The following is a 20,391-nucleotide window of genomic DNA, read 5'->3' as shown; positions in this document are numbered from 1 at the left end:
ATGCATCGTCGCCGGGCTACGGCTGATCGCCCGCTCCTCCGCATCCCGCTTCGCGGAATGCATCGTCGCCGGGCTACGTTAACCAACCATGACCTCTGCCCCGCTCACCGTCTACACGACCTCCTGGTGTGGCTACTGCCATCGGCTCATGACCGTGCTCAAGTCCAACGGCATTGCCTACGAGGCGGTCGACATCGAGCACGACGCGGCGGCCGCTGACTTCGTCAGCTCGGTCAACGGCGGCAACAGGACGGTTCCGACGGTGAAATTCGCCGACGGATCGACCCTGACCAATCCGAGCGCCGCCGAGGTGAAGGCGAAGCTGGCCGAGGCCGGCAGCTAGGCGCCGGTCAGTCGATCGCGGCCCAGGATTCGATGATCACGCGGGCGATCGAGATCGACCCGGGCAGAAGAAGATTCGATTCCGACGAGCTGGACCAGTCCCCGGCCGCCAGTGCGGTGCGCACCTCGTCGCGCGTGAACCATGCCGCCTCGGCGATCTCGCCGTCGTTGAACGCGAATTCCTCGGCCGGGTCGGCGACGGCGTGGAAGCCGACCATCAGCGAGCGCGGGAACGGCCACGGCTGACTGCCCAGGTATCGCACGTCGCGGACGGTCAGCCCGATCTCCTCGCGGATCTCCCGGGCGACGCACACCTCGAAAGACTCACCGGCCTCGACGAATCCGGCCAGCAGCGAGAACATCCGCTCCGGCCACACCGCCTGGCGGGCCAGCACCGCGCGGTCACCGCCGTCGTGGACCAGGCAGATCACCGCCGGGTCGATACGCGGGAACTCCTCGCGACCGGTCACCGGGTTGACGCGTGCCCAGCCCGCCCGGGCCGGCCTCGTCGGCGAGCCGTCCTCGGGGCTGAAACGGGCCTTCTCATGCCAGTTCAGCAGGGCGACGGCCGCGGACACCAGCTGACTGCTGGTGTCGTCGAAGATCGGGCCGAGGCTGCGCAGGTTCACCACCTCCGCGTGTGCGGCGGGGTCATCCGGAGCCTGCAGCGCGCCGCGGATGCCCCAGACGTGGCGGCCGTCCTCGATGCGCCCCAAAAACACCGCCTCCGGCGGGGGCTTGTCGCCCAGTTCGGCGGCGGCGCCGAGCACTACCCGGCCGTTGGCGGCCAGCACCTGGTTGCGCGAATCCACCCGCAGCAGCGCCGCATCCGCCCAGCCGGCGGCCGCCGCCTCGACGTCGGTGCGCAGCTGATCGGCGCGGTCGGCGCCCACCCGCGACAGCAGCGGCACGCTGCGCAGCTGAAAGTCCGCGATCGCCATCAGTGGTCGGCGTTTCGGATGTAGAGCAGTCGGTCGTGGGCCTCGATGGCATCCACTTCCGGCGCGCCGATGCGCAGCAGCCGGCCGTCGCGCACCACGCCGAGCACGGTGTCGCGCAGATGTCGCGGCGACCCGCCGACTTCGGTCTGCTCCACCTCACGCTCGGCGATGGCCAGCCCGGCGTCGGGGGTCAGCAGATCCTCGATCATCTCCACGACGCTGGGGGTGGTCGTGGCCAGCCCGAGTAGCCGCCCGGCGGTGGCCGAGGACACCACCACCGAGTCCGCGCCCGACTGCTGCAGCAGGTGCTGGTTCTCGGTCTCGCGGATGGAGGCGACGATCTTGGCGTGGGGTGCGAGTTCGCGCGCCGTCAGCGTCACCAGCACCGCGGTGTCGTCGCGGCTGGTGGCGACGATGATGGACGCCGCATGCTGGGCGCCGGCCAGCCGCAGCACGTCGGCCTTGGTGGCATCTCCGTGCAGCGTGACCAGCCCCGCGCTTTCGGCGTGCTCAAGCGTGCTGCGATCGGTGTCGACGACGACGACCTCCGTCTGCACGGTCTCGTCACCGAGGATGGCCGCGACCGCGGTCTTCCCCTTAGTGCCGTAGCCGATCACGATGGTGTGGTTGCGCACTCTGCTCCTCCAACGCTGAATCTTCCACCCTTGGCGAGACCGCTCGGAGAGCACTTCGAGCGTGGTGCCGACCAACACGGCCAGGAACGCGATCCGCAGCGCGGTGAAGATCAGCGTGTGCACCAGGCGCGCGGTTTCGGTGTACGGCGTGATGTCGCCGTAGCCGGTGGTCGACAGGGACACCGCGGAGAAGTACACGCAGTCCAAGAAGGTCAGCGGCTCGTTACGGACGTCGCGGTAGCCGTTGCGATCCAGATAGACGATGACGGCCGCGGCGAACAGCACTACCAGCGCGATGGCCAGGCGCCGGGTGATGACGCGGATGGGACTCGCGTGCTCCTCGGGGATACGCACCACGCCGATCAGCTGGTGACCGCGCTGAGCCGTCAGGGTTTCGTCCAGACCGCTCAGCTTTCGGGACCTACCGTTGCCCACGGCGGTCCATCATCGGGTTACCTGCTGCGCACGCGACACGCACCGTCTTATGTAACCACGGCCACAGCTTCCCCAATACTCCGGCGGCGCAGGTCACACCGGGGCGCGAGGATCGCCGGCCGGATCCGTCAGCAGCCCCGCGACCTCGGCGGCGCTCGGCAGTTCCTCGGGAATCACCGTGGTGCGGGCGCGCACATAATGGAAGGCGGTGCGCACCGAGGATTCCGGGATGCCGGCCAACGCCGCCCAGGCCACGCGGTACACGGCGAGCTGGACGGCGGCCTGCCGCATCGCTTCCGGCCCGTGCGGCGGTTCGCCGGTTTTCCAGTCCACCACGGTGGCACCGCCGTCGGGATCGGCGAAGACGGCGTCGATGCGTCCGCGCACCAGCGTGTCGCCGATCGGCATCTCGAACGGCACCTCGATTGCCACGGGAGTTCTTGCTGCCCAAGGTGATTCGGTGAAAGCGTCTTGCAACGCGGCCAGTTCCGCGGTGTCGCCGACGTCGGAGTCTGCCGCGCCGGGCAGATCGCCGAGATCGAACAGACACTCGGCGCCGTAGAATTTCTGGACCCACGCGTGAAAGGCATTGCCCAGCAGTGCATGCGGCTCCGGCCGCGATGGCAGCCGGTGCCTCAACCGCTGCGCGGTGCCCGCCGGGTCGCGGGCCAGGCCTACCAGCGAGCTGACCGACAACTGGCCCGGCAGGACTGGCGCCGGCGGCTGCACCAGCCGGGCGCGCTCGGCCAGCAGCGCGTCGACGTCGGCGGCCCAACCGTCCACATCGACGTACGCCTCGGTCGCATCGGCCTGCAACGCCTGCGCTACCAGCGCGGCGCCGTGCTCGACGTCGTCCCGCCGCGTCGCAAGCGGATCGGGCGGCCATACCGCTTCGATGACGGTGTCGCGCAGCGGGTTTCGCTCGCCATCGGCGGGCGCCGGGGCCCAGTGTTCCACCGTTCCGCAGGGGTCGCCGGCCGCGGCCGAATCGTCGATGACGGCCTTGATCTCGCACAGGAAGTCCGACGGGCCGCGCGGCTTGATGCCGGTGGCCGCCCAGTGATGCCCGGACACCAGCAGCGTGTCCTCGGCGCGGGTGATGGCGACATACAGCAACCGGCGCTCCTCGTCGACGCGCCGCTGCTCGAGCTGGCGACGATGCTCGGAGATCTTGTCCGACAGCTGCTTTCGGTTGGTGACGTCCGAAGTGTCCATCACCGGGATGCCCAGCGCGCCCGCGGCGGCGCGGTCGCCGCGCAACAGCGGCGGCAGCTCGGCGGCGTCGGTGAGCCAGGTGCTCTTCGACGCCGTCGACGGAAAGGTGCCGCCGGACAGGTGGGCCACCGCGACGACCTGCCATTCCAGCCCCTTCGCGGAGTGCACGGTGAGCACCTGGACGCGGTCGCGGGCGACCGCCAATGGTGCTGGTGCCAAACCGTTCTCGACCGACTCGGCGACGTCCAGGAAAGCCAGCAGGCCGGTCACCGAGGTGGCAGCCGATCCGTCCGCCGGCCCGGTCGCGGCGTCGGTGCGTTCGGCGTATCCGGCGACGACGTCGGCGAACGCATCCAGGTGCTCGGTGCCGGCCCAGCCGGCCCCGACCCCCGCCGCGGCCCGGACTTCGCAATCGATGCCAAGCACCCGGCGCACCTCGGCGACCAAGTCCGGGAGCGGATGTCCGAGGTGGCCGCGCAGGGCGCTCAGTTCGGCGGACAGCGCGGTGATGCGCTGGTATCCGGCAGCCGAATACGCCCCGGCCGCACCGGGATCGGCGATCGCGTCGGCCAGGCACACGGTGTCCGCGTCGGGTCCGGCCGCGGCCAGCATCGACTCGGGCGAGGATGCTTCGGCGGGCTGGGCCACCCCGGCCAGCGCACACGCCCGCCGCCACAGCGCCGCGAGGTCGCGGGCGCCCAACCGCCAGCGTGAACCGGTGAGCACCCGCATCGCCGCCGCGCCGGCCGTCGGATCGGCGACCAGTCGCAGCATGGCCACCACCTCGGCGACCTCGGGGATGGCCAGCAGCCCGGCCAGCCCGACGACCTCGACGGGGACGCCGCGGGCGCGCAGCGCGTCGGCGATGGGCGCGGCATCGGCGTTGCGGCGCACCAGCACCGCGGCCGTCGGCGGGCCGACGCCCTCGTCGCGGGCCTGCCGGTACCGCGCGTCGAGGTGATCGGCGATCCACTCGCGCTCGGCGGTCACATCGGGCAGCAATGCGCAGCGGACGGTGCCGGGCGGGGCGTCCGGGCGCGGGCGCAGCGCGTGCACGGCCACCGATCGCCGCCGCGCCTCCGCCGACACCGCGTTGGCCACCCGCAGCGTCCGGGGCGGATTGCGCCAGCTGGTCCGCAACTCCAAGACCGGGGCGGGGGTGCCGTCGGATCGGGGGAAGTCGGTGGTGAACCGCGGCAGGTTGGTCGCCGAGGCGCCGCGCCAGCCGTAGATCGACTGAATCGGGTCGCCGACGGCGGTGAGCGCCAGCCCGTCGTCGACCCCACCGCCGAATAGTGCTGAGAGCGCGATGCGTTGGGCGTGGCCGGTGTCCTGGTACTCGTCGAGCAACACCACCCGGTAGCGGGCCCGCAGATCCTCGCCGACTTGCGGGAACGTCGCCGCCAGCCGGGCCGCCGAGGCCATCTGCATCCCGAAGTCCATCACCTTCGCCGCGCGCATGCGGTCGTTGAGCGCGTCGAGCAGTGGCACCAGCTCGGTGCGTTCGGTCTGGGTGGCCAGCAGCCGGAGCAGCCATTGGCTGGGGCCGCGGTCCCGCTGATAGGGGCCCGCGGGCAGGCAGTGGATCAGCCGCTCCAGCTCGACGTGGGTGTCGCGCAGCTGGCCGGTGTCCACCAGATGTTCGGCCAGCTGCCCCCACAGCCGCAGCACCATCGAGGTGACGGCCGCCGGGTTCTTGTCGGTCCGCAGATCGCCGGGATAGCCGTTCACCACGTCGAAAGCCAGCTGCCACAACTCGGTTTCGCTCAGCAGCCGGGTGTCGGGCTCGACGGGCAGCAGCAGCCCGTAGTCGCGCAGCAGCGAGCCCGCGAAGGCGTGGTACGTGCTGACCGTGGGAGCACCCTCGGCGTCGACGGCCGCACCCGGCGCGCTCAGGCCGACGCCGGCCAGCCGGGCCAGTCGGGACCGCACCCGGCGCAGCAGCTGACCGGCGGCCTTGCGGGTGAACGTCAAGCCCAGCACCTGACCGGGTTCCGCGTAGCCGTTGGCGATCAGCCACACCACCCGCGCCGCCATGGTTTCGGTCTTGCCTGCGCCGGCGCCGGCGATCACCACCAGCGGACCGGGCGGCGCGGCGATGACGGCGGCCTGCTCGTCGGTCGGTGGGAAAAGCCCTAGCGCGCTGGCCAATTCGGCGGGGCTGTAGTGCGGCGGGGTCATCGCTGCGCCCCGTCGGCGTGGGCCGGGCAGTTCGGCCGGATGGGGCAATGGGTGCAGCCGTCGTTGCGCCGGGCGATGAACTGCGGGCCGGATGTTGCGCCGGCCGCGCGCCCGATGACCTCGCGCCATTCGTCGCCGGCGGCGGCCGTCAGCGGATCCTGTTCGCGTTCGGCCACTCCGGACGCCCCGGTCTTGCCGACGTAGACCAGCCGCGCGCCGCCGGGTTCGACGTTGTCGATCCCGTTGCCCACCAATCCTTCTGCCACCGCAAGCTGATACATGGCGAGCTGGGCGTGTTGTTGCGCATCGTCCTTGCTGACCGGCGTCTTTCCGGTTTTGATGTCGACGATCACCAGCCGGCCGGCGGCGTCGCGCTCCAGCCGGTCGACACGGCCACGCAGCCGCACCTCGCCGCCGTCGCCGGTGGCCATCGTTCCCTCGATCTCGACCTCGACGCCGACCTCGGTCAGTGCGCCCCGGGTCTGCGCGCGCCACTGGATGAACGCCTCCAGCATGGCGCGGTGCCGGGCCAGTTCGTTGTTCGAATGCCATTGCGCGGCAAAGGGAAGACGCTTCCAGGCGCGGTCCAGCCCGGCCAGCAATTCCTCTTCGCTGCGGTGCGGTTCGGCGATCAGGGCGTGCACCACCGACCCGATCGCCGAGCGCACGTCGCGCGGGCCGGATCCGCCGTGCCGCTCGGCGAGCCAGCGCAGCGGGCAATCGTTGAGGGTCTGCAGCGTCGACGGCGTCAGGGTGACCACGTCGCCGCTGCCGCGCAGCGGTTCGCTGGTGCTGACCGGGATCAGGCCGTGCCACCCGGCCGGGTCGGCGCCGGGCACGCCGGCCTTGGCCAACCGCGCCAATTGCGTTGCCGCGCAATCGCGGGCGAGCGCGTCCACCGCGCCCTCGGGCGCGCACACCACGCCACGCAGCCGGCCCACCAGCGCGGCCGCGGACAACACCCGCGGCGCCGAGACCGGTTGCACGCAGGCGCTATCGGCGTCGTCGTCGGCCCACTGCGCGATTTCGGCGAAGAACACCGACGGCAGCGCGGCCTCCACGCCGGCCCCACCGGTGTCGCTGTCGACGGCCGTCACCAACAACCGGCGCCGGGCCCGGCCCATCGCCGCCACCAGCAGCCTGCGCTCCTCGGCCAGCAGCGGCGCGCGCACCGAGGCGTCAGCGCCGACCCCGTCCAGCACGTCCAGCAGGCGCTGGGTGGCCAGCACGCCGCCGCGCGGAACGGTGTTGGGCCACAAGCCATCCTGTAATCCGGCGATGACCACGAAATCCCATTCGTGCCCCAGCGCGGCGTGCGCGCTGAGCACCCTGACCCGCTCGGCCGCGGCAACGGGCTCGGGGGTCGCGCTCGGCAGCGCCAGCGCGGCGATGTGCTCGACCAGACCGCGCAGCGACGCACCCGAGGTGCGCGACACGTAGTCGTCGGTGACGTCGAACAACGCCGTCACCGACTCGAGGTCCCGGGTGGCCTGGGCCGCTGCGGGACCGCCGCGCTCGCTCACCGACAACCAGCGGCGCTGCAACCCGGACCGGTGCCAGGCGGCCCACAGGGTGTAGCGCGGGTCGTCACCGGCGCGGTGCGAGCGCGCGGCCGCGTCCAGCACAGCGCGGACCTTTCGCAGCGGCGCGAACTGCGGACCCGGCGGCGTCGCGGCACCGGACAGCGCCTCGGCCAACAGGTCGGCGAAATCCGCCGGTGCGCGATCGGGGTTGGCGCGCTGCAGTGTTCGGCGCAGCTGGCGCAGCGAAACCGGATCGACACGACCGATGGGACCGGTCAGCAGCGCCAGCGCCTGCTGCCCGTCGAGCCCGTCGGCGGTGGCCAACAGCACGGTGAGCAGGGCGCGCGCGGCCGGCTCCTCGGACAACGGCCCGGGGACCGCCGGTGCCGCCACCGGCACCCCGGCGGCGGCCAACGCGCGCGGCAATCGCGCACCGGCCCGCGGCACCGACCGGACGATGACCGCCATCTGCGACCAGGGCACGCCGTCGACCAGGTGTGCGCGCCGCAGCGCGTCGGCGATGGTCGCCGCCTCGGCGTGCGCGGACGCGGCCAACCGCACCGTGACCGACCCCTCCCCTGCCCCGGCGCCATCGATCTGCCGGCCGCTGCTGCCCCCCGGTAACCGGCCGGCGATACCGCTGACCGCGCGCGCCACGGCGGGGGCACAGCGATGCGACGTCGTCAGCGTCACCGAGGGGGCGTCGCCGCCGAGCAACCCGGCGGGTTCGCCACCCCGGAAGCCGAAGACCGCCTGGTTGGGATCCCCGGCGATCAGCGCCAGCTCGGCGCCCGCCGCGAGAACCCGAACCAGGCGGGCGGCCTGCGGGTCGAGCTGCTGTGCGTCGTCGACCAGCAGGACGCGGATCCGGCCGCGTTCGGCGGACAGCAATTCGGGGTCGACGGCGAACGCTTCCAGTGCGGCGCCGACCAATTCGGCGGCGCCCAGCGCGGGTGTGGTGGCCTCCGGCGCGGCCGTGCCCACCGCGGCGCGGTCAGGCATCACCTGCTCGTACTGGCGCGCGAATTGGCCGGCGGCGGTCCACTCCGGCCGCCGGCAACGACGGCCCAGCCGCTCCAGTTCCTGGGGATCCACACCGCGTTCGGCGCAGCGGGCCAACAGGTTTCGCAGTTCGGTGGCAAAGCCGGCGGTGCTCAGCGCGGGACGCAGCTGGGCCGGCCAGGCCGTGGCGGCGCGCGGTCCGTCTTCGAGGTCGCCGGCCAGCAGCTCCCGGATGATGGCGTCCTGTTCGGCGCTGGTGACCAGCCGCGGGGGCGCCTCGCCGGCGCGCTCGGCCGCGCGCCGTAAGACCGCGTACGCATACCCGTGCACGGTCCGCACCAGCGGCTCGCTCACGGCGGCCCGGCCCCCGCCGGTGGATCGCGAGCGCAGCAACGCCGTCGTCAGCGCGCTGCGCTCGGCCATCTCAATCCGACCGGAACCGGTAAGCAGCAGAACCGATTCCGGGTTGACACCGGCGTCAATCTGGACGACGGCGGCGTCGATCAGCAGGCTGCTCTTGCCGGTGCCGGGCCCACCGAGAACCCGAATGACCCCGCGCGTACCGGGCGCCAGCAGAGCATCCGCGTCGGTGTCCCAGGTATGTGACATGGCTGCATGCAATCACCAGGGTGTGACAAGTTTCGTCCGCCCGGCAGCGCCACCGGCACCTACCCTGGAGGCCGGAGCGAGGAGCAGACCGGAAGGAGGGTGCAAGACCATGCAGGACGAACGCGGCTTTCCCGTCGACGAGGCGCCCGAAGGCGACGCGGTGGAACAATCGCGGCCCATCGATTTCGACGACGAGACCGGCCTGGACACCGACTACGTGGCCGCCGCCGGGGACCGGGAAGCCAACGAGGCCGACGTGATCGAGCAGGCCTACATCGTCCCCACCGAGGACGATCGGGATGACGACCGATGAGGACCGCCCCTACATCGTGATCGTGGTGGCTGGCACCATCGACGGGTGACCGCGAAGTTGCATGTGCACCGCTACGGCCCATCCGGTCCGGTGCAGATCCTGGCGCTGCACGGGCTGACCGGCCACGGCCAGCGTTGGCAGCATCTGTCCGGCTTTCTGCCCGGAATCGGCATCGCCGCACCGGATCTGCTCGGCCACGGCCGATCCTCGTGGGCCGCGCCGTGGACCATCGACGCCAATGTCGCGGCGCTGGCCGCGCTTCTCGACGAACAGCCCGACACTCCGGTGGTGATCGTGGGCCACTCCTTCGGCGGCGGGCTGGCGATGCACCTGGCCGCGGCCCGTCCCGACCTGGTGGCGGGGCTGCTGCTGCTCGACCCGGCGGTCGGGCTGAACGGTGACTGGATGCGCGAGATCGCCGAGGCGATGCTGTCCTCGCCCGACTATCCGGACGTCGAGGAGGCGCGCCTGGAGAAGGTGCACGGCTCGTGGTCCGATGTCGAGCCCGCCCTGCTGGACGCCGAGGTCGACGAGCATCTGATCGCGCTGCCGGGCGGGCGCTACGGCTGGCGGGTCAGCCTGCCGGCGATGATGGCGTACTGGAGCGAGTTGGCCCGCGACACCGTGCTGCCGCCGACGAAGACCCCGACCGTCCTGGTGCGGGCCAAGCGCACCACCCCGCCCTATGTCACCGACAAACTCGTCGAAGACTTGGCGCGGCGGTTGGGATCGGATTTCCGGCTGCTGGACTTCGACTGCAACCACATGGTGCCCTACGCCAAACCCGACGAGGTCGCCGCGTTGACCCGCGAACTGCTGGAAGCGCGCTGAAGATGGCGCCGGTGACCGACGAGCAGGTCGAGCGGGTGCGTGCGCTGGTCGCCGCGATCCCGTCCGGCCGGGTGGCCACCTACGGCGACATCGCCACTGTCGCAGGGCTTTCCAGCCCGCGCATCGTCGGCTGGATCATGCGGACCGACTCCTCCGACCTGCCCTGGCACCGGGTGATCACCGCCTCCGGGCGCCCGGCACGGCACCTGACGACCCGGCAGCTGGAGTTGTTGCGCGCCGAAGGGGTGCTGGCGACCGACGGCAGGATCGCGCTGCGCGAGGTTCGCTACGAGTTCCCCGACGGACGCTAGAGCACCAGCCGGACCAGCGCCGCGGTGCGCGCCAGGCCGGGGAACGCCTCGGCCGTCGACCGCGGGTGCAGCGCGTGCACTGCGAGGCGAAACATCAACGCCCGCAACAACATCTGCGGCCACTCCGGCAGGGCGTTCCAGCGCTCGATCAGGCCGTCGTCGGCCTCGCCCCAGGACAGCGCGTCGATGACGACCACGCCCGCCGCCCACGAGGCCGGCCGCCAGTACGGGGTGATGTCGGTGATTCCCGGCGCCGCGGTGCCGACGAAAAGCACTGTGCCGTAAAGGTCCCCGTGCACCAGCTGGTTGGGGCTCTTGGTCGGCTTACGCAGGGTGGCGAGCTGGTGGAGCAGCTCCACCGACCGCTCGGCGTCCGCCGTCGGCGGGGCCACCCGCGCGCCCGGCGGCACCGAGGCCAGCGGCCGTTCCTCCCACGCCGCCCGGTCGGCGGCGATGAAGATGTCGACGTCGCCCCACGGCGCCGTGGGCCCCTGGGTCAGGAAGCGGGGCCGGTCCAGTTTGCCCGTAGCCTCGTGCAGCCGCACCGCCGCGGAGACGACTTCGTCGTGACGGGGCTCCGGTGTCCCGGCCACGAAGGTGTCCGCCCGCCAACCGGAAACGACGTAGCGCCCGTCGGTGGAACGGACCGGCCGGGCCAGCCGGACGCCGTCGACGAACAGGGTCTCGCGCACCCGCGCGGACCAGGCCGCGCGCGCGTTGTCGGCCACCAGCGACAAGACGACTTCGCCGCACCGCCAGCCACCCTCCCAGCTGGCCCCCAGATAGACGGGTTTAACGCCGGCCAAACCAAACGCCGACAGCACATGATCCGGCGGTGGCTCGACTGTCACACCGGTACTCTAAACGAGTCCAACAGGCGTTCCGGGTCAGTACATGATCATGTCGGGTTGCATCTGCTGCGCCCATGCCACGATCCCGCCCTGCAAATGCACCGCGTCGGCGAACCCGGCCTTGCGCAGCACCGCCAGCGCCTGCGCCGAGCGCACCCCGGTTTTGCAGTACAACACCGGCAGGCGGTCCGGCGGCAGCTTTGCCAGACCCTCCCCGGAATTGATCAACGACTGCGGGATCAGCTGGGCCCCGTCGATGTGCACGATGTCGAACTCCACCGGCTCACGCACGTCGATCAGGGCCAGCTTCTTGCCGGAATCCAGCCAGTCGCGCAGTTCCCGTGGCGTGATGGCCGACGCGTCGTCGTGGGCGGCGGGCCCGTGCACCACGCCGCACAACTGCTCGTAGTCGACGAGCTCGGTGATCTTGGGCCTTGACGTGTCCGACGGATCGCGGCGGATCGCGATGGTGCGGTAGCTCATCTCCAGCGCGTCGTAGATCATCAGGCGGCCCAGCAGCGAGTCGCCGATCCCGGTAATGAGTTTGATCACTTCGGTGCTCATCACCGAGGCGATGGACGCGCAAACGATTCCCAGCACGCCGCCCTCGGCGCAGGACGGGACGGAGCCGGCCGGCGGCGGCTCGGGGTAGAGGTCGCGATAGTTGAGTCCGCGCCCGTCCGGGGCGTCCTCCCAGCACACCGAGACCTGGCCCTCGAAGCGGTAGATCGACCCCCACACGTAGGGCTTATTCGCCAGCACCGCCGCGTCGTTGACCAGATACCGGGTCGCGAAGTTGTCGGTGCCGTCGACGATCAGGTCGTAGTGGCCGAACAACTCGACGGCGTTGGTGGAGTCCAGGCGGAACTCGTGCAGCCGCACGTCGACCAGCGGGTTGATCGCGGCGATGGAGTCACGCGCCGATTGGGCCTTGGACCGTCCGACGTCGGCCACCCCGTGGATGATCTGGCGGTGCAGGTTCGACTCGTCGACCACGTCGAAATCGACGACGCCGATGGTGCCCACCCCGGCCGCCGCCAGGTAGAGCAGCGTCGGCGCGCCCAGCCCGCCCGCGCCGATCACCAGCACCCGGGCGTTCTTGAGCCGCTTCTGCCCGTCGGGCCCCAGGCCGGGAATGATCAGGTGCCGGCTGTAGCGGGCCACCTCGTCACCACTGAGGTGGTCTGCGGGTGCCACCAGCGGCGGCAGCGGCGTCGACACTGCGAAACATCTCCTCGGTCGGCCTTGCGTTAAGCGTCGTCTACCAACCATCACAGCAGCCCATTGCGGGCGCGGCAACGAGGCGGCGGTCGGCTAGGTCGATTGCTCGCTAGGCGATCGGGTACGGCCAGGGATTGAACCGGCAGGTCTTCCCGTCGGCCTTGACGACGTCCGGGTCGAACTGGGCGGCGTCGTTGTTCGAGGTGGAGAACGTCTGCTGCATCATCACCGGCGCCAGGGCGCCCTGCTGCTCGCACGGCTCGTGGTGCAGGTATCCGATTGCGTGGCCGACCTCGTGGTTGACCACGTACTGCCGATAGGAGCCGATGTCGCCTTCGAACGGCACGGCTCCCCGTACCCAGCGCGCCTCGTTGATGAAGACCCGTGCCTCGCGGTTGGCGCCGAACACCGGGTTGTAGCAAGAGGTCTCGAGCCGGAACTCGTAGCCGCACCCCTCGCGCACCGTCACCGGCGACACCAGCGAGATTCGAAAGTCGGGTTTGCCGTTGTCGATCCGGATGAACGCGAACTGCGGGTTGTGCGTCCAGCCCTTCGGATTGCCCAGTGTCTGCTCGACCATCTGGGCGAAGGCGTCGTCGCCGCCGAACATGGTCGGGTCGATGCCGTTCTCAACTTCGACGGTGTACCTGAACACCTTTGCGGTGCCCTGCCCGGTCTGCGGTGTATTTCCCGGCACGACGTGCCAGGTCTTGTCGCCCGCTTCGGTGAACGGTCCGCCGTCGGGCAGGGTCCCGGCCGGCAGGTTCGCGTCGAACGCGGCGAGCCCGCGCGGCGGCGCGTCGATGATCGTGGTGCCCACCGCGCCGATCGCCGGCGGACTCTGGATGGGCTGGCTGGCCGTCGGCTTCGGCGCGCCGGTGCCGGTCACCGTCTGGTACATCACCACCGCGGTCAGCACCACCAGGACGGGCAGGGCGTACGCGCGCCACCCGTAGGTGGAGACGAAGCGCCCCAGCCAGGTCTGTTTGCGCCATTGGCGCGGCCGCTCACGGTCCACCCGGACCCGTCCGGCTTCCCGCGCCAGGGGGTCGCGCAGCGCCCGCAGGGGCTCGCGCCACTCGTCGCGCAGCACCGGCACGCGACCTGTGCTGCGCGGGGGCCGCGGGGACGTCATTTCCCCAGGATTACACAGCCCGGCTCCCGCTCCGTCCGTGGCGCGCCCGAATCGACCGTCCGACACCGCTTCTGCCTGCGGCGACGACCGCGATCACGGTCGCATCGAGCGGGCGGGTAGTAAGGTCTTCTCCACGGGCTGCGAGCGGCTGACCCCGGTTTACCGATGGCCGGCCGCCGATAATCAGATGAGGGATCGATGAGCGAACTCGCCAAGGTGCCGGCGCGCCGCGCCGTCAGATCGGCTGACCGCGGTCGGCCGGCGGACGGATCCGCGGTTTCCAACCGGCGGGGCGACCCGCCGCCCCGCGACGAGCGGCGTGGTCAATTGCTCATCGTGGCCAGCGACGTATTCGTCGACCGCGGCTACCACGCGGCCGGCATGGACGAGATCGCCGACCGTGCCGGGGTCAGCAAACCCGTGCTGTATCAACACTTTTCGAGCAAGCTCGAGCTGTACCTGGCGGTGCTGGCGCGGCACGTGCAGAACCTGGTCTCGGGTGTTCAGAATGCGTTGAGCACCACGACCGACAACCGGCGCCGGTTGCACTCCGCGGTGCAGGCGTTCTTCGATTTCATCGAACACGACAGCCAGGGTTACCGGCTGATCTTCGAGAATGACTACGTCACCGAACCCGAGGTGGCCGCCCAGGTGCGTGTCGCCACCGAATCCTGCATCGACGCGGTCTTCGCGTTGATCAGTGAGGATTCCGGGCTGGACCCGCACCGGGCCCGGATGATCGCGGTCGGACTGGTCGGCATCAGCGTCGACTGCGCCAGGTACTGGCTGGACTCGGACCGCCCGATCTCCAAGGCGGACGCCGTCGACGGCACCGTCCAGTTCGCCTGGGGCGGACTGTCACACGTGCCGCTGACCCGCTCTTAACGCGCCTTGCCGGCGTGCTTGCCGGATTCGGCGCTGATCCCGAAGCCCACCCGGCGCGCGTCGGCGACGCCGATCTCGACGTAGGCGATCTTGCTGGTGTGAATCAGGAAGCGGCGGCCCCGCTCGTCGCTCAGGCGCAGCAGGCCCGACCCATCGCTCAGCGCGGCGCTGACCAGTTCTTCGATCTCGGCGGGCGTCTGGGTGCTGGCGAGGACCAACTCGCGCGGACTATCCGTGATACCGATCTTGACCTCCACGGTCACCCCTTCCATGGGTCTTGCAGTCTTGCGCAGGTATTTGAAGTCCCGGCCCTGTCAGCAGCAGGCTAGTTGACGCGCCCGACCCCCACCTCCCCGCGTCCCCCCACTTCGCGGTCAGCGAAACCCCGGTCGCAGCGCGGTAACGATTCGCTTGCAGGTTGTCTCGCATACCCCCGCGATACCCGATCCGTGCTTTCACATGGCTAACTTCGGCACCATGGGTACCACGTGGGCGCACCTTGACGACAGGATCCGGGACTACCCCGAGGACGACGGGGTTGACGACGCCTGCGATACCGATCCCTACCTGAACGCCGACTACAACTGGACGGGATGGCCGGCCGACTCGCGCTGGCGTCCGGCCACGGCGGTGGTCGGCGCGGTGGTGGCCCTGGGCGCCATCGCCACCGCCGTCATCATCAACAGCGGCGACAGCGCGTCGACCAAGGCCACGCTGGGTGCGCCGGCTCCCCACCCGGTGACCTCGGCGCCCGCGACGACCAAGGCCTCCGCGCCGCCCAAGGCCGCCCCCGGCCCCTCCCAGCTGCCGGCCGAGACCTTCACGACGGTCACCACGCCCAGCGCCGCGCCCGTCGCACCCCCGGCGGTGGCCGCGCCCACCGTCGCGCCGCCGCTTGCCGCGGCGCCGCCGACGGCCGCACTCAACCCGCGCACCGTGCTCTACAGCGTGAACGGGACCAAGCAGCTGCTGGACCTGGTGAACATCGTCTACACCGACGCGCGGGGCGTGCCGCAGACCGAGTTCAACGTGTCGCTGCCGTGGTCGAAGGTCGTGGTGCTGAACCCGGGCGTGCAGACCGAATCGGTCGTCGCAACCAGCTTCTACGGTCAGCTCAGCTGCTCGATCTTCAACGCCGCCGGTCAGCGGGTGGTCGCGTCGACGAACGCCTCGAACATGGCGACCTGCGCGCGCTGAGTCATTTGGCCGACACCCGCTGCGCCGCGCTTGCGATCACGGCTGGTGCTTAGCTCAGGCCCAGTTCGTGCATGCGCCGGTCGTGCGTCTGCTGCATCCGGTCGAAGAACGCGTTGAGCTGGCCCAGCCCGCCGGCGCCCGACATCACCAGGTCGACCAGCTCGTCGTGGTCGGCCAGCAGGTACTGGGCCTGCGTGATCGCTTCGCCGAACAAGCGGCGTGACCACAACGCCAGCCGGCTGCGCTGCTTGCCGCTGGACGTCACCGCGGCGCGCACCTCGGCGACGACGAACTGCGAGTGCCCGGTTTCCGCCAGCGCCGCGCGCACCACGTCGGCAACCTCATCGGGCAGTCCGTCGGCGATCTCGAGGTACAGGTCGGCCGCCAGGGCGTCGCCCACATAGGTCTTCACCAAGGCCTCCAGCCACGTGCTGGGCATCGTCAGCCGGTGGTAGTTCTCCAGCGCCGAGACGTACTTGGACATCGCCGACACCACGTCGACGCCGCGGCTTTCCAGCGCGTCGCGCAGCTGCTCGTAGTGCTGCATCTCGGCGGCGGCCATGCTGGCCATCGAGATCCGTCCGCGCAGGTCGGGTGCCATCCGCGCCTCATCGGTGAGCCGGTAGAACGCGGCGATCTCGCCGTAGGCCAGCACCGCGAACAACTCGTTGACGCCCGGGTGATCGGCCGACAGCCGCGGGGCGGGTGAATTCTCGATTTGGTCGGCGGCAGCGGGCTGACAGGAGGGCCGGGTCATGGCAACACTGTAGTCGGCTGAACTGGCGCAAAATGGGAGCCAGCTGTCGACCAGCTATCATGTAGGTAGATGGCGGCTGTATTTATGCCGTAACTGTTTTTTCAAGCCGCTATCGGCGAAATGTGCGTGCACAGCTGGCCCGCCCTAACTGGGGCCCTCCCAGTCTGAGCCAGGGCCGGCGACTCGGCGACGTATTCGGAGTCGGAACTCGTGCGCGCGTGACCGCGACAGAGAAATACCGACACAACCCGACACGTCACCGAGAGGCTACTTACCCACGCATGACCACACTCACCAGCACAACTGAACTGACCTTTGCGCAACTCGGCGTCCGCGACGAAATCGTGCGCGCGCTCGCCGAAAAAGGGATCGAAAGCCCTTTTGCCATCCAAGAACTGACCCTGCCGATGGCGCTCGCCGGCGACGATCTGATCGGCCAGGCCCGCACCGGTATGGGCAAGACCTTCGCCTTCGGCGTGCCGCTGCTGCAGCGCATCACCGATGGCACCGCCGCGCGCCCACTCAACGGCACGCCGCGGGCCCTGATCGTAGTCCCCACCCGCGAGCTGTGCCTGCAGGTCACCGATGACCTGACGCTGGCGGCCAAGCACCTGACCGCCGAGGGCGGCCGGCCGCTGTCGGTGGTCCCGATCTACGGCGGGCGCCCCTACGAGCCGCAGATCGAGGCGCTGCGCGCCGGCGCCGACGTCGTGGTGGGCACCCCGGGCCGGCTGCTCGACCTGAGCCAGCAGAACCACCTGCAACTTGGCGGGCTGTCGGTGCTGGTGCTCGACGAGGCCGACGAGATGCTCGACCTGGGCTTCCTGCCCGACATCGAGCGCATCCTGCGACAGATCCCGACCGACCGGCAATCAATGCTGTTCTCGGCGACCATGCCGGACCCGATCATCACGCTGGCCCGCACCTTCATGAACCAGCCGACCCACATCCGGGCGGAAGCGCCGCATTCGGCGGCCACCCACGACACCACCGTGCAGTACGTCTACCGGGCGCACGCCCTGGACAAGGTGGAGATGGTGAGCCGCATTCTGCAGGCCGAGGGCCGCGGCGCGACCATGATCTTCACCCGCACCAAGCGCACCGCGCAGAAGGTGGCCGACGAGCTGGCCGAGCGCGGCTTCAAGGTCGGCGCGGTGCACGGCGACCTGGGCCAGGCGGCCCGCGAGAAGGCGCTCAAGGCCTTCCGGACCGGCGACATCGACGTGTTGGTCGCCACCGACGTGGCCGCCCGCGGCATCGACATCGACGACGTCACCCACGTCATCAACTACCAGATCCCCGAGGACGAGCAGGCGTACGTGCACCGCATCGGCCGCACCGGCCGGGCCGGCAAGACCGGTGTCGCGGTCACCCTGGTGGACTGGGATGAACTCCCCCGGTGGGCGCTGATCGACAAGGCGCTGGGGCTGGACTGCCCCGACCCCGCCGAGACGTACTCCAACTCGCCGCACCTCCGCACCGAGCTGGGCATCCCCGCCGAGGCCGGCGGCACGGTGGGTACGGCCCGCAAGCCGCAAGGCCAGCGCCGCAGCAGCGACCGGGACGGCAAGAAGCCCGAGCAGAAGTCGGAGAAGCCCGCGCGGCGGTCCGGCGCCCGGCGCCGCCGCACCCGTGGCGGCCAGCCCGTCAGCGCACACCCGTCCAGCAACGGGGCCGCGAGCACCAACGGCGAGGCCACCGGGGAAACCCCGGCCGCCTCGCCCCCGGGCAACGCCGGCTCCACCCGGCGCCGCCGCCGGCGTCGCAAGCCCGCCGAGGGGCAGGCAGCCGCGGCTACCGCCGCCACCACGCATAGCAACTAACGGCCCGCGCCGCCGCATGGTCAGACCCGAGCGCCGCACCAAGGGCGACATGCTCGCCGCCGCGGCCATCGCGGTCATCGTCGCCGCGGTCGCGGCACTGATCTGGTGGAGCAGCGACGCCCGGGCGACCAGCAGCCGGCCCGCGGCCTCGCCCGCACCCAACCCGGCGCCGGCCAAGCAGGTGCCGGCCGGGTTGAAGCAGCTGTGGAGCGCCGCCAGTCCGGCCACCACCGCCCCGGTGGTCGCCGGCGGGGAGGTCGTCACCGCGGCGGGCCGCCGGATCGACGGGCGCGATCCCGACACCGGCCAGTCCCGCTGGAGCTACGCCCGTGACATCGACCTGTGCGGGGTCACCTGGCTGTACCGCTACGCCGTCGGGGTCTACCGCGACGACCGCGGCTGCGGACAGGTGAGCACCCTGGACGGCTCGACCGGTCGCCGGGGGCCCGCCCGCAGCGGCTACGCCGATCCGCGGGTGCGGCTTACTTCCGACGGCATGACGGTGTTGTCTGTCGGCGAGACCCGGCTGGAGCTGTGGCGTTCGGACATGGTCCGGATGCTGGCCTACGGCGAGACCGACGCCCGGGTGAAGCCCTCGACGCGCGGACTGCACTCCGGATGCAAACTGGTCTCGGCCGCGGCCAGCTCGCAGGCGGTCTCGGTGCTGGAGAGCTGCGCGAACCAGGCCGACCTGCGGCTGGTGTTGCTGCGTCCGGGCAAGGACGACGACGAACCCCAGCAACACATCGTGGCCGAACCGGGGATCGCGCCCGATTCGGGCGCCCGGGTGCTGACCGTCGCGGAGAACACCACCGCGGTGTACCTTCCCGCGCCGCAGCCACGAGTCGACGTCATCGACCAAACCGGGGCGACCGTGTCGAGCACCCCGCTACCCAAGCCGCCGTCGCGCTCGGCGGTGGTCTCCCATCCCGGCAGCCAGATCACCTGGTGGACGGGCGATTCGCTGATGGTCTTCGACGCGAACACATTGGCGCTGCGCTACACCATCGCGGCGGGCGACAAGACGGCGCCGCTAGGGCCCGGGGTGATGATGGCGGGCCGGCTCCTGGTGCCGGTCACCGGCGCCATCGGGGTCTACGACCCGCTCAGCGGCGCCAACGAACGCTACATTCCGGTGGACCGCTCGACGAGTACCCCGCCGGCCGGGAAACCGGTGTTCCCCGCGGTGATCGGGTCGCACGTGCTCGAGCAGCGCGGCGACACTCTGGTCGCGCTGGGCTAGCTAAACCTGATGGTGGCGACCCGCCGCGCCCGGCGCCGCCGCGCTTGCGATCGCCACTAAACCTGATGGTGGCGACCCGCCGCGCCCGGCGCCGCCGCGCTTGCGATCGCCACTAAACCTCGACGGCGAACGTCGGCAGCGGCTTGCCGCTCTTCCAGTGCTTGAGCAGCGCCGCCGCCAGATCGCCGTAGGCCACCGCGCCCTTGTTCTTGCGACCGGCCATCACCGACGAGCCCGAGGCGCTGGCCTCGGCGAATCGCACGGTCCGCGGGATCGGCGGGGCCAGCACCGGCAGGTTGTACCGGTCGGCGACGTCGAGCAGGACGTCGCGGGTGTGGGTGGTCCGCGAGTCGTACAGCGTCGGCAGGGCGCCGAGCATGCGCAACTCCGGGTTGGTGATCTGCTGGACATCGGCGACCGTGCGCAGGAATTGGCCGACCCCGCGATGCGCGAGCGTCTCGCACTGCAACGGCACGATGACCTCGTCGGCGGCCGTCAGCCCGTTGAGGGTGAGCACACCCAGCGACGGCGGGCAGTCGATGATCACCACGTCGAACTGATCGCCGAGCTTGGCCAGGGCGCGCTTGAGCGCGTATTCGCGCCCGGCCCGCATCAGCAGCATCGCCTCGGCGCCGGCCAGGTCAATGTTGGCCGGCAGCAGCGTCATTCCCTCGGCCGTCTCGACCAGCGCGGCGTTGGGCTCGACCTCGCCGAGCAGCACCTCGTGCACGGACACCGGTAGCTTGTCGGGGTCTTGGCCCAGCGAGAAGGTCAGGCAGCCCTGCGGATCGAGGTCGACCAGCAGCACCTGTTTGTTCTCGTCCACCAACGCCGCCCCCAGCGACGCGACCGTGGTCGTCTTGGCGACACCGCCCTTTTGGTTGGCCACCGCCAATACCCGTGTCTTACTCACTGGCGCCGCCACCTCATCGCTGCCTCCC

The 20,391-nt window shown here is 70.8% G+C and carries 18 protein-coding genes; 8 read left to right on the top strand and 10 right to left on the bottom strand.

Annotation, left to right across the window (positions count from 1 at the left end; genetic code table 11):
• Positions 1-88: 88 nt before the first annotated feature.
• On the top strand, positions 89-343 hold the full coding sequence (mrx1, locus tag A5732_RS25765; RefSeq protein WP_076051102.1) for a mycoredoxin Mrx1: 255 nt from the start codon (positions 89-91) through the stop codon (positions 341-343).
• A gap of 7 nt (positions 344-350) precedes the next feature.
• On the opposite strand, the gene nudC is transcribed toward mrx1, so the two are convergent.
• The 4 genes from nudC to A5732_RS25745 form a co-directional block, all read right to left on the bottom strand.
• On the bottom strand, positions 351-1,283 hold the full coding sequence (gene nudC, locus A5732_RS25760; protein WP_076051101.1) for an NAD(+) diphosphatase: 933 nt from the start codon (positions 1,281-1,283) through the stop codon (positions 351-353).
• The gene (locus A5732_RS25755) at positions 1,283-2,353 is read right to left on the bottom strand and encodes a potassium channel family protein (RefSeq protein WP_065056567.1); all 1,071 of its coding nucleotides are present in this window, start codon (positions 2,351-2,353) and stop codon (positions 1,283-1,285) included. The genes nudC and A5732_RS25755 overlap by 1 nt, the downstream gene beginning before the upstream one ends.
• 93 nt (positions 2,354-2,446) lie before the next feature.
• Positions 2,447-5,749, bottom strand: a complete 3,303-nt coding sequence (locus A5732_RS25750; protein WP_076103732.1) for an ATP-dependent helicase — start codon at positions 5,747-5,749, stop codon at positions 2,447-2,449.
• A complete protein-coding gene (locus tag A5732_RS25745) occupies positions 5,746-8,883 on the bottom strand; it encodes an ATP-dependent helicase (RefSeq protein WP_076103708.1) in 3,138 nt (1,045 codons plus the stop codon). The genes A5732_RS25750 and A5732_RS25745 overlap by 4 nt, the downstream gene beginning before the upstream one ends.
• 109 nt (positions 8,884-8,992) lie before the next feature.
• Here A5732_RS25745 and A5732_RS25740 point away from each other — a divergent pair, with 109 nt between their 5' ends.
• Genes A5732_RS25740 through A5732_RS25730 form a run of 3 tightly spaced genes read left to right on the top strand, consistent with a single transcriptional unit; the run spans position 8,993 to position 10,338 of the window.
• Complete coding sequence (locus A5732_RS25740) at positions 8,993-9,196, top strand: hypothetical protein (protein ID WP_076051099.1); 204 nt, start codon at positions 8,993-8,995, stop codon at positions 9,194-9,196.
• Positions 9,197-9,241: 45 nt separating this feature from the next.
• The gene (locus tag A5732_RS25735; RefSeq protein WP_076103705.1) at positions 9,242-10,027 is read left to right on the top strand and encodes an alpha/beta fold hydrolase; all 786 of its coding nucleotides are present in this window, start codon (positions 9,242-9,244) and stop codon (positions 10,025-10,027) included.
• Positions 10,028-10,029: 2 nt separating this feature from the next.
• The gene (locus tag A5732_RS25730) at positions 10,030-10,338 is read left to right on the top strand and encodes an MGMT family protein (RefSeq protein ID WP_076103702.1); all 309 of its coding nucleotides are present in this window, start codon (positions 10,030-10,032) and stop codon (positions 10,336-10,338) included.
• Here the strand turns inward: A5732_RS25730 and A5732_RS25725 are convergent.
• The 3 genes from A5732_RS25725 to A5732_RS25715 all read right to left on the bottom strand — a co-directional run bounded on the left by A5732_RS25725 (position 10,335) and on the right by A5732_RS25715 (position 13,545).
• Positions 10,335-11,189, bottom strand: a complete 855-nt coding sequence (locus A5732_RS25725) for a TIGR02569 family protein (protein WP_064877094.1) — start codon at positions 11,187-11,189, stop codon at positions 10,335-10,337. The genes A5732_RS25730 and A5732_RS25725 overlap by 4 nt on opposite strands.
• 36 nt (positions 11,190-11,225) lie before the next feature.
• On the bottom strand, positions 11,226-12,410 hold the full coding sequence (gene moeZ / locus A5732_RS25720) for an adenylyltransferase/sulfurtransferase MoeZ (protein WP_076103700.1): 1,185 nt from the start codon (positions 12,408-12,410) through the stop codon (positions 11,226-11,228).
• Between the two features lie 109 nt (positions 12,411-12,519).
• Positions 12,520-13,545, bottom strand: a complete 1,026-nt coding sequence (locus tag A5732_RS25715) for a DUF3152 domain-containing protein (RefSeq protein ID WP_249266672.1) — start codon at positions 13,543-13,545, stop codon at positions 12,520-12,522.
• Between the two features lie 198 nt (positions 13,546-13,743).
• On the opposite strand from A5732_RS25715, the gene A5732_RS25710 reads away from it, so the two are divergent.
• Positions 13,744-14,430 (top strand): TetR/AcrR family transcriptional regulator, encoded by a 687-nt coding sequence (locus tag A5732_RS25710; protein WP_076103697.1) that lies wholly within the window; start codon positions 13,744-13,746, stop codon positions 14,428-14,430.
• On the opposite strand, the gene A5732_RS25705 is transcribed toward A5732_RS25710, so the two are convergent.
• Positions 14,427-14,687, bottom strand: a complete 261-nt coding sequence (locus tag A5732_RS25705) for a DUF3107 domain-containing protein (RefSeq protein WP_076103730.1) — start codon at positions 14,685-14,687, stop codon at positions 14,427-14,429. The genes A5732_RS25710 and A5732_RS25705 overlap by 4 nt on opposite strands.
• Positions 14,688-14,907: 220 nt before the next feature.
• On the opposite strand from A5732_RS25705, the gene A5732_RS25700 reads away from it, so the two are divergent.
• Complete coding sequence (locus A5732_RS25700; RefSeq protein ID WP_076056650.1) at positions 14,908-15,627, top strand: MmpS family transport accessory protein; 720 nt, start codon at positions 14,908-14,910, stop codon at positions 15,625-15,627.
• A gap of 49 nt (positions 15,628-15,676) precedes the next feature.
• Here A5732_RS25700 and A5732_RS25695 read toward each other — a convergent pair whose 3' ends face one another.
• Complete coding sequence (locus A5732_RS25695) at positions 15,677-16,384, bottom strand: ferritin-like fold-containing protein (protein ID WP_076056652.1); 708 nt, start codon at positions 16,382-16,384, stop codon at positions 15,677-15,679.
• Positions 16,385-16,665: 281 nt separating this feature from the next.
• On the opposite strand from A5732_RS25695, the gene A5732_RS25690 reads away from it, so the two are divergent.
• Together A5732_RS25690 and A5732_RS25685 are read left to right on the top strand one after the other, a co-directional pair.
• Positions 16,666-18,207 carry a DEAD/DEAH box helicase gene (locus A5732_RS25690; RefSeq protein ID WP_076103695.1) on the top strand — a complete coding sequence of 514 codons (1,542 nt, stop codon included), beginning with the start codon at positions 16,666-16,668 and terminating at the stop codon, positions 18,205-18,207.
• 16 nt (positions 18,208-18,223) lie between these two features.
• On the top strand, positions 18,224-19,450 hold the full coding sequence (locus A5732_RS25685) for an Rv3212 family protein (RefSeq protein ID WP_076103693.1): 1,227 nt from the start codon (positions 18,224-18,226) through the stop codon (positions 19,448-19,450).
• Positions 19,451-19,562: 112 nt separating this feature from the next.
• Here the strand turns inward: A5732_RS25685 and A5732_RS25680 are convergent, their stop codons facing one another.
• Positions 19,563-20,363, bottom strand: coding sequence for a ParA family protein (locus A5732_RS25680; RefSeq protein ID WP_076056658.1), 801 nt, complete (start codon positions 20,361-20,363; stop codon positions 19,563-19,565).
• Positions 20,364-20,391: the final 28 nt, after the last annotated feature.

Origin of the sequence: Mycobacterium colombiense, from assembly GCF_001953985.1 — a bacterium.
GTDB classification, from domain to species: Bacteria; Actinomycetota; Actinomycetes; order Mycobacteriales; family Mycobacteriaceae; genus Mycobacterium; species Mycobacterium colombiense_B.
The sequence above is the reverse complement of the archived record's forward strand: the minus strand, read 5'-3'. Positions and strand labels throughout refer to the sequence as shown.

Coding starts and splice junctions, on each gene's coding strand:
- A5732_RS25690 (WP_076103695.1), top strand. CDS start 16,666: ATGACCACACTCACCAGCACAACTGAACTGACCTTTGCGCAACTCGGC.
- A5732_RS25715 (WP_249266672.1), bottom strand. CDS start 13,545: ATGACGTCCCCGCGGCCCCCGCGCAGCACAGGTCGCGTGCCGGTGCTG.
- A5732_RS25730 (WP_076103702.1), top strand. CDS start 10,030: ATGGCGCCGGTGACCGACGAGCAGGTCGAGCGGGTGCGTGCGCTGGTC.
- A5732_RS25700 (WP_076056650.1), top strand. CDS start 14,908: ATGGGTACCACGTGGGCGCACCTTGACGACAGGATCCGGGACTACCCC.
- A5732_RS25710 (WP_076103697.1), top strand. CDS start 13,744: ATGAGCGAACTCGCCAAGGTGCCGGCGCGCCGCGCCGTCAGATCGGCT.
- mrx1 (WP_076051102.1), top strand. CDS start 89: ATGACCTCTGCCCCGCTCACCGTCTACACGACCTCCTGGTGTGGCTAC.
- A5732_RS25745 (WP_076103708.1), bottom strand. CDS start 8,883: ATGTCACATACCTGGGACACCGACGCGGATGCTCTGCTGGCGCCCGGT.
- nudC (WP_076051101.1), bottom strand. CDS start 1,283: ATGGCGATCGCGGACTTTCAGCTGCGCAGCGTGCCGCTGCTGTCGCGG.
- A5732_RS25685 (WP_076103693.1), top strand. CDS start 18,224: ATGGTCAGACCCGAGCGCCGCACCAAGGGCGACATGCTCGCCGCCGCG.
- A5732_RS25695 (WP_076056652.1), bottom strand. CDS start 16,384: ATGACCCGGCCCTCCTGTCAGCCCGCTGCCGCCGACCAAATCGAGAAT.
- A5732_RS25750 (WP_076103732.1), bottom strand. CDS start 5,749: ATGACCCCGCCGCACTACAGCCCCGCCGAATTGGCCAGCGCGCTAGGG.
- A5732_RS25740 (WP_076051099.1), top strand. CDS start 8,993: ATGCAGGACGAACGCGGCTTTCCCGTCGACGAGGCGCCCGAAGGCGAC.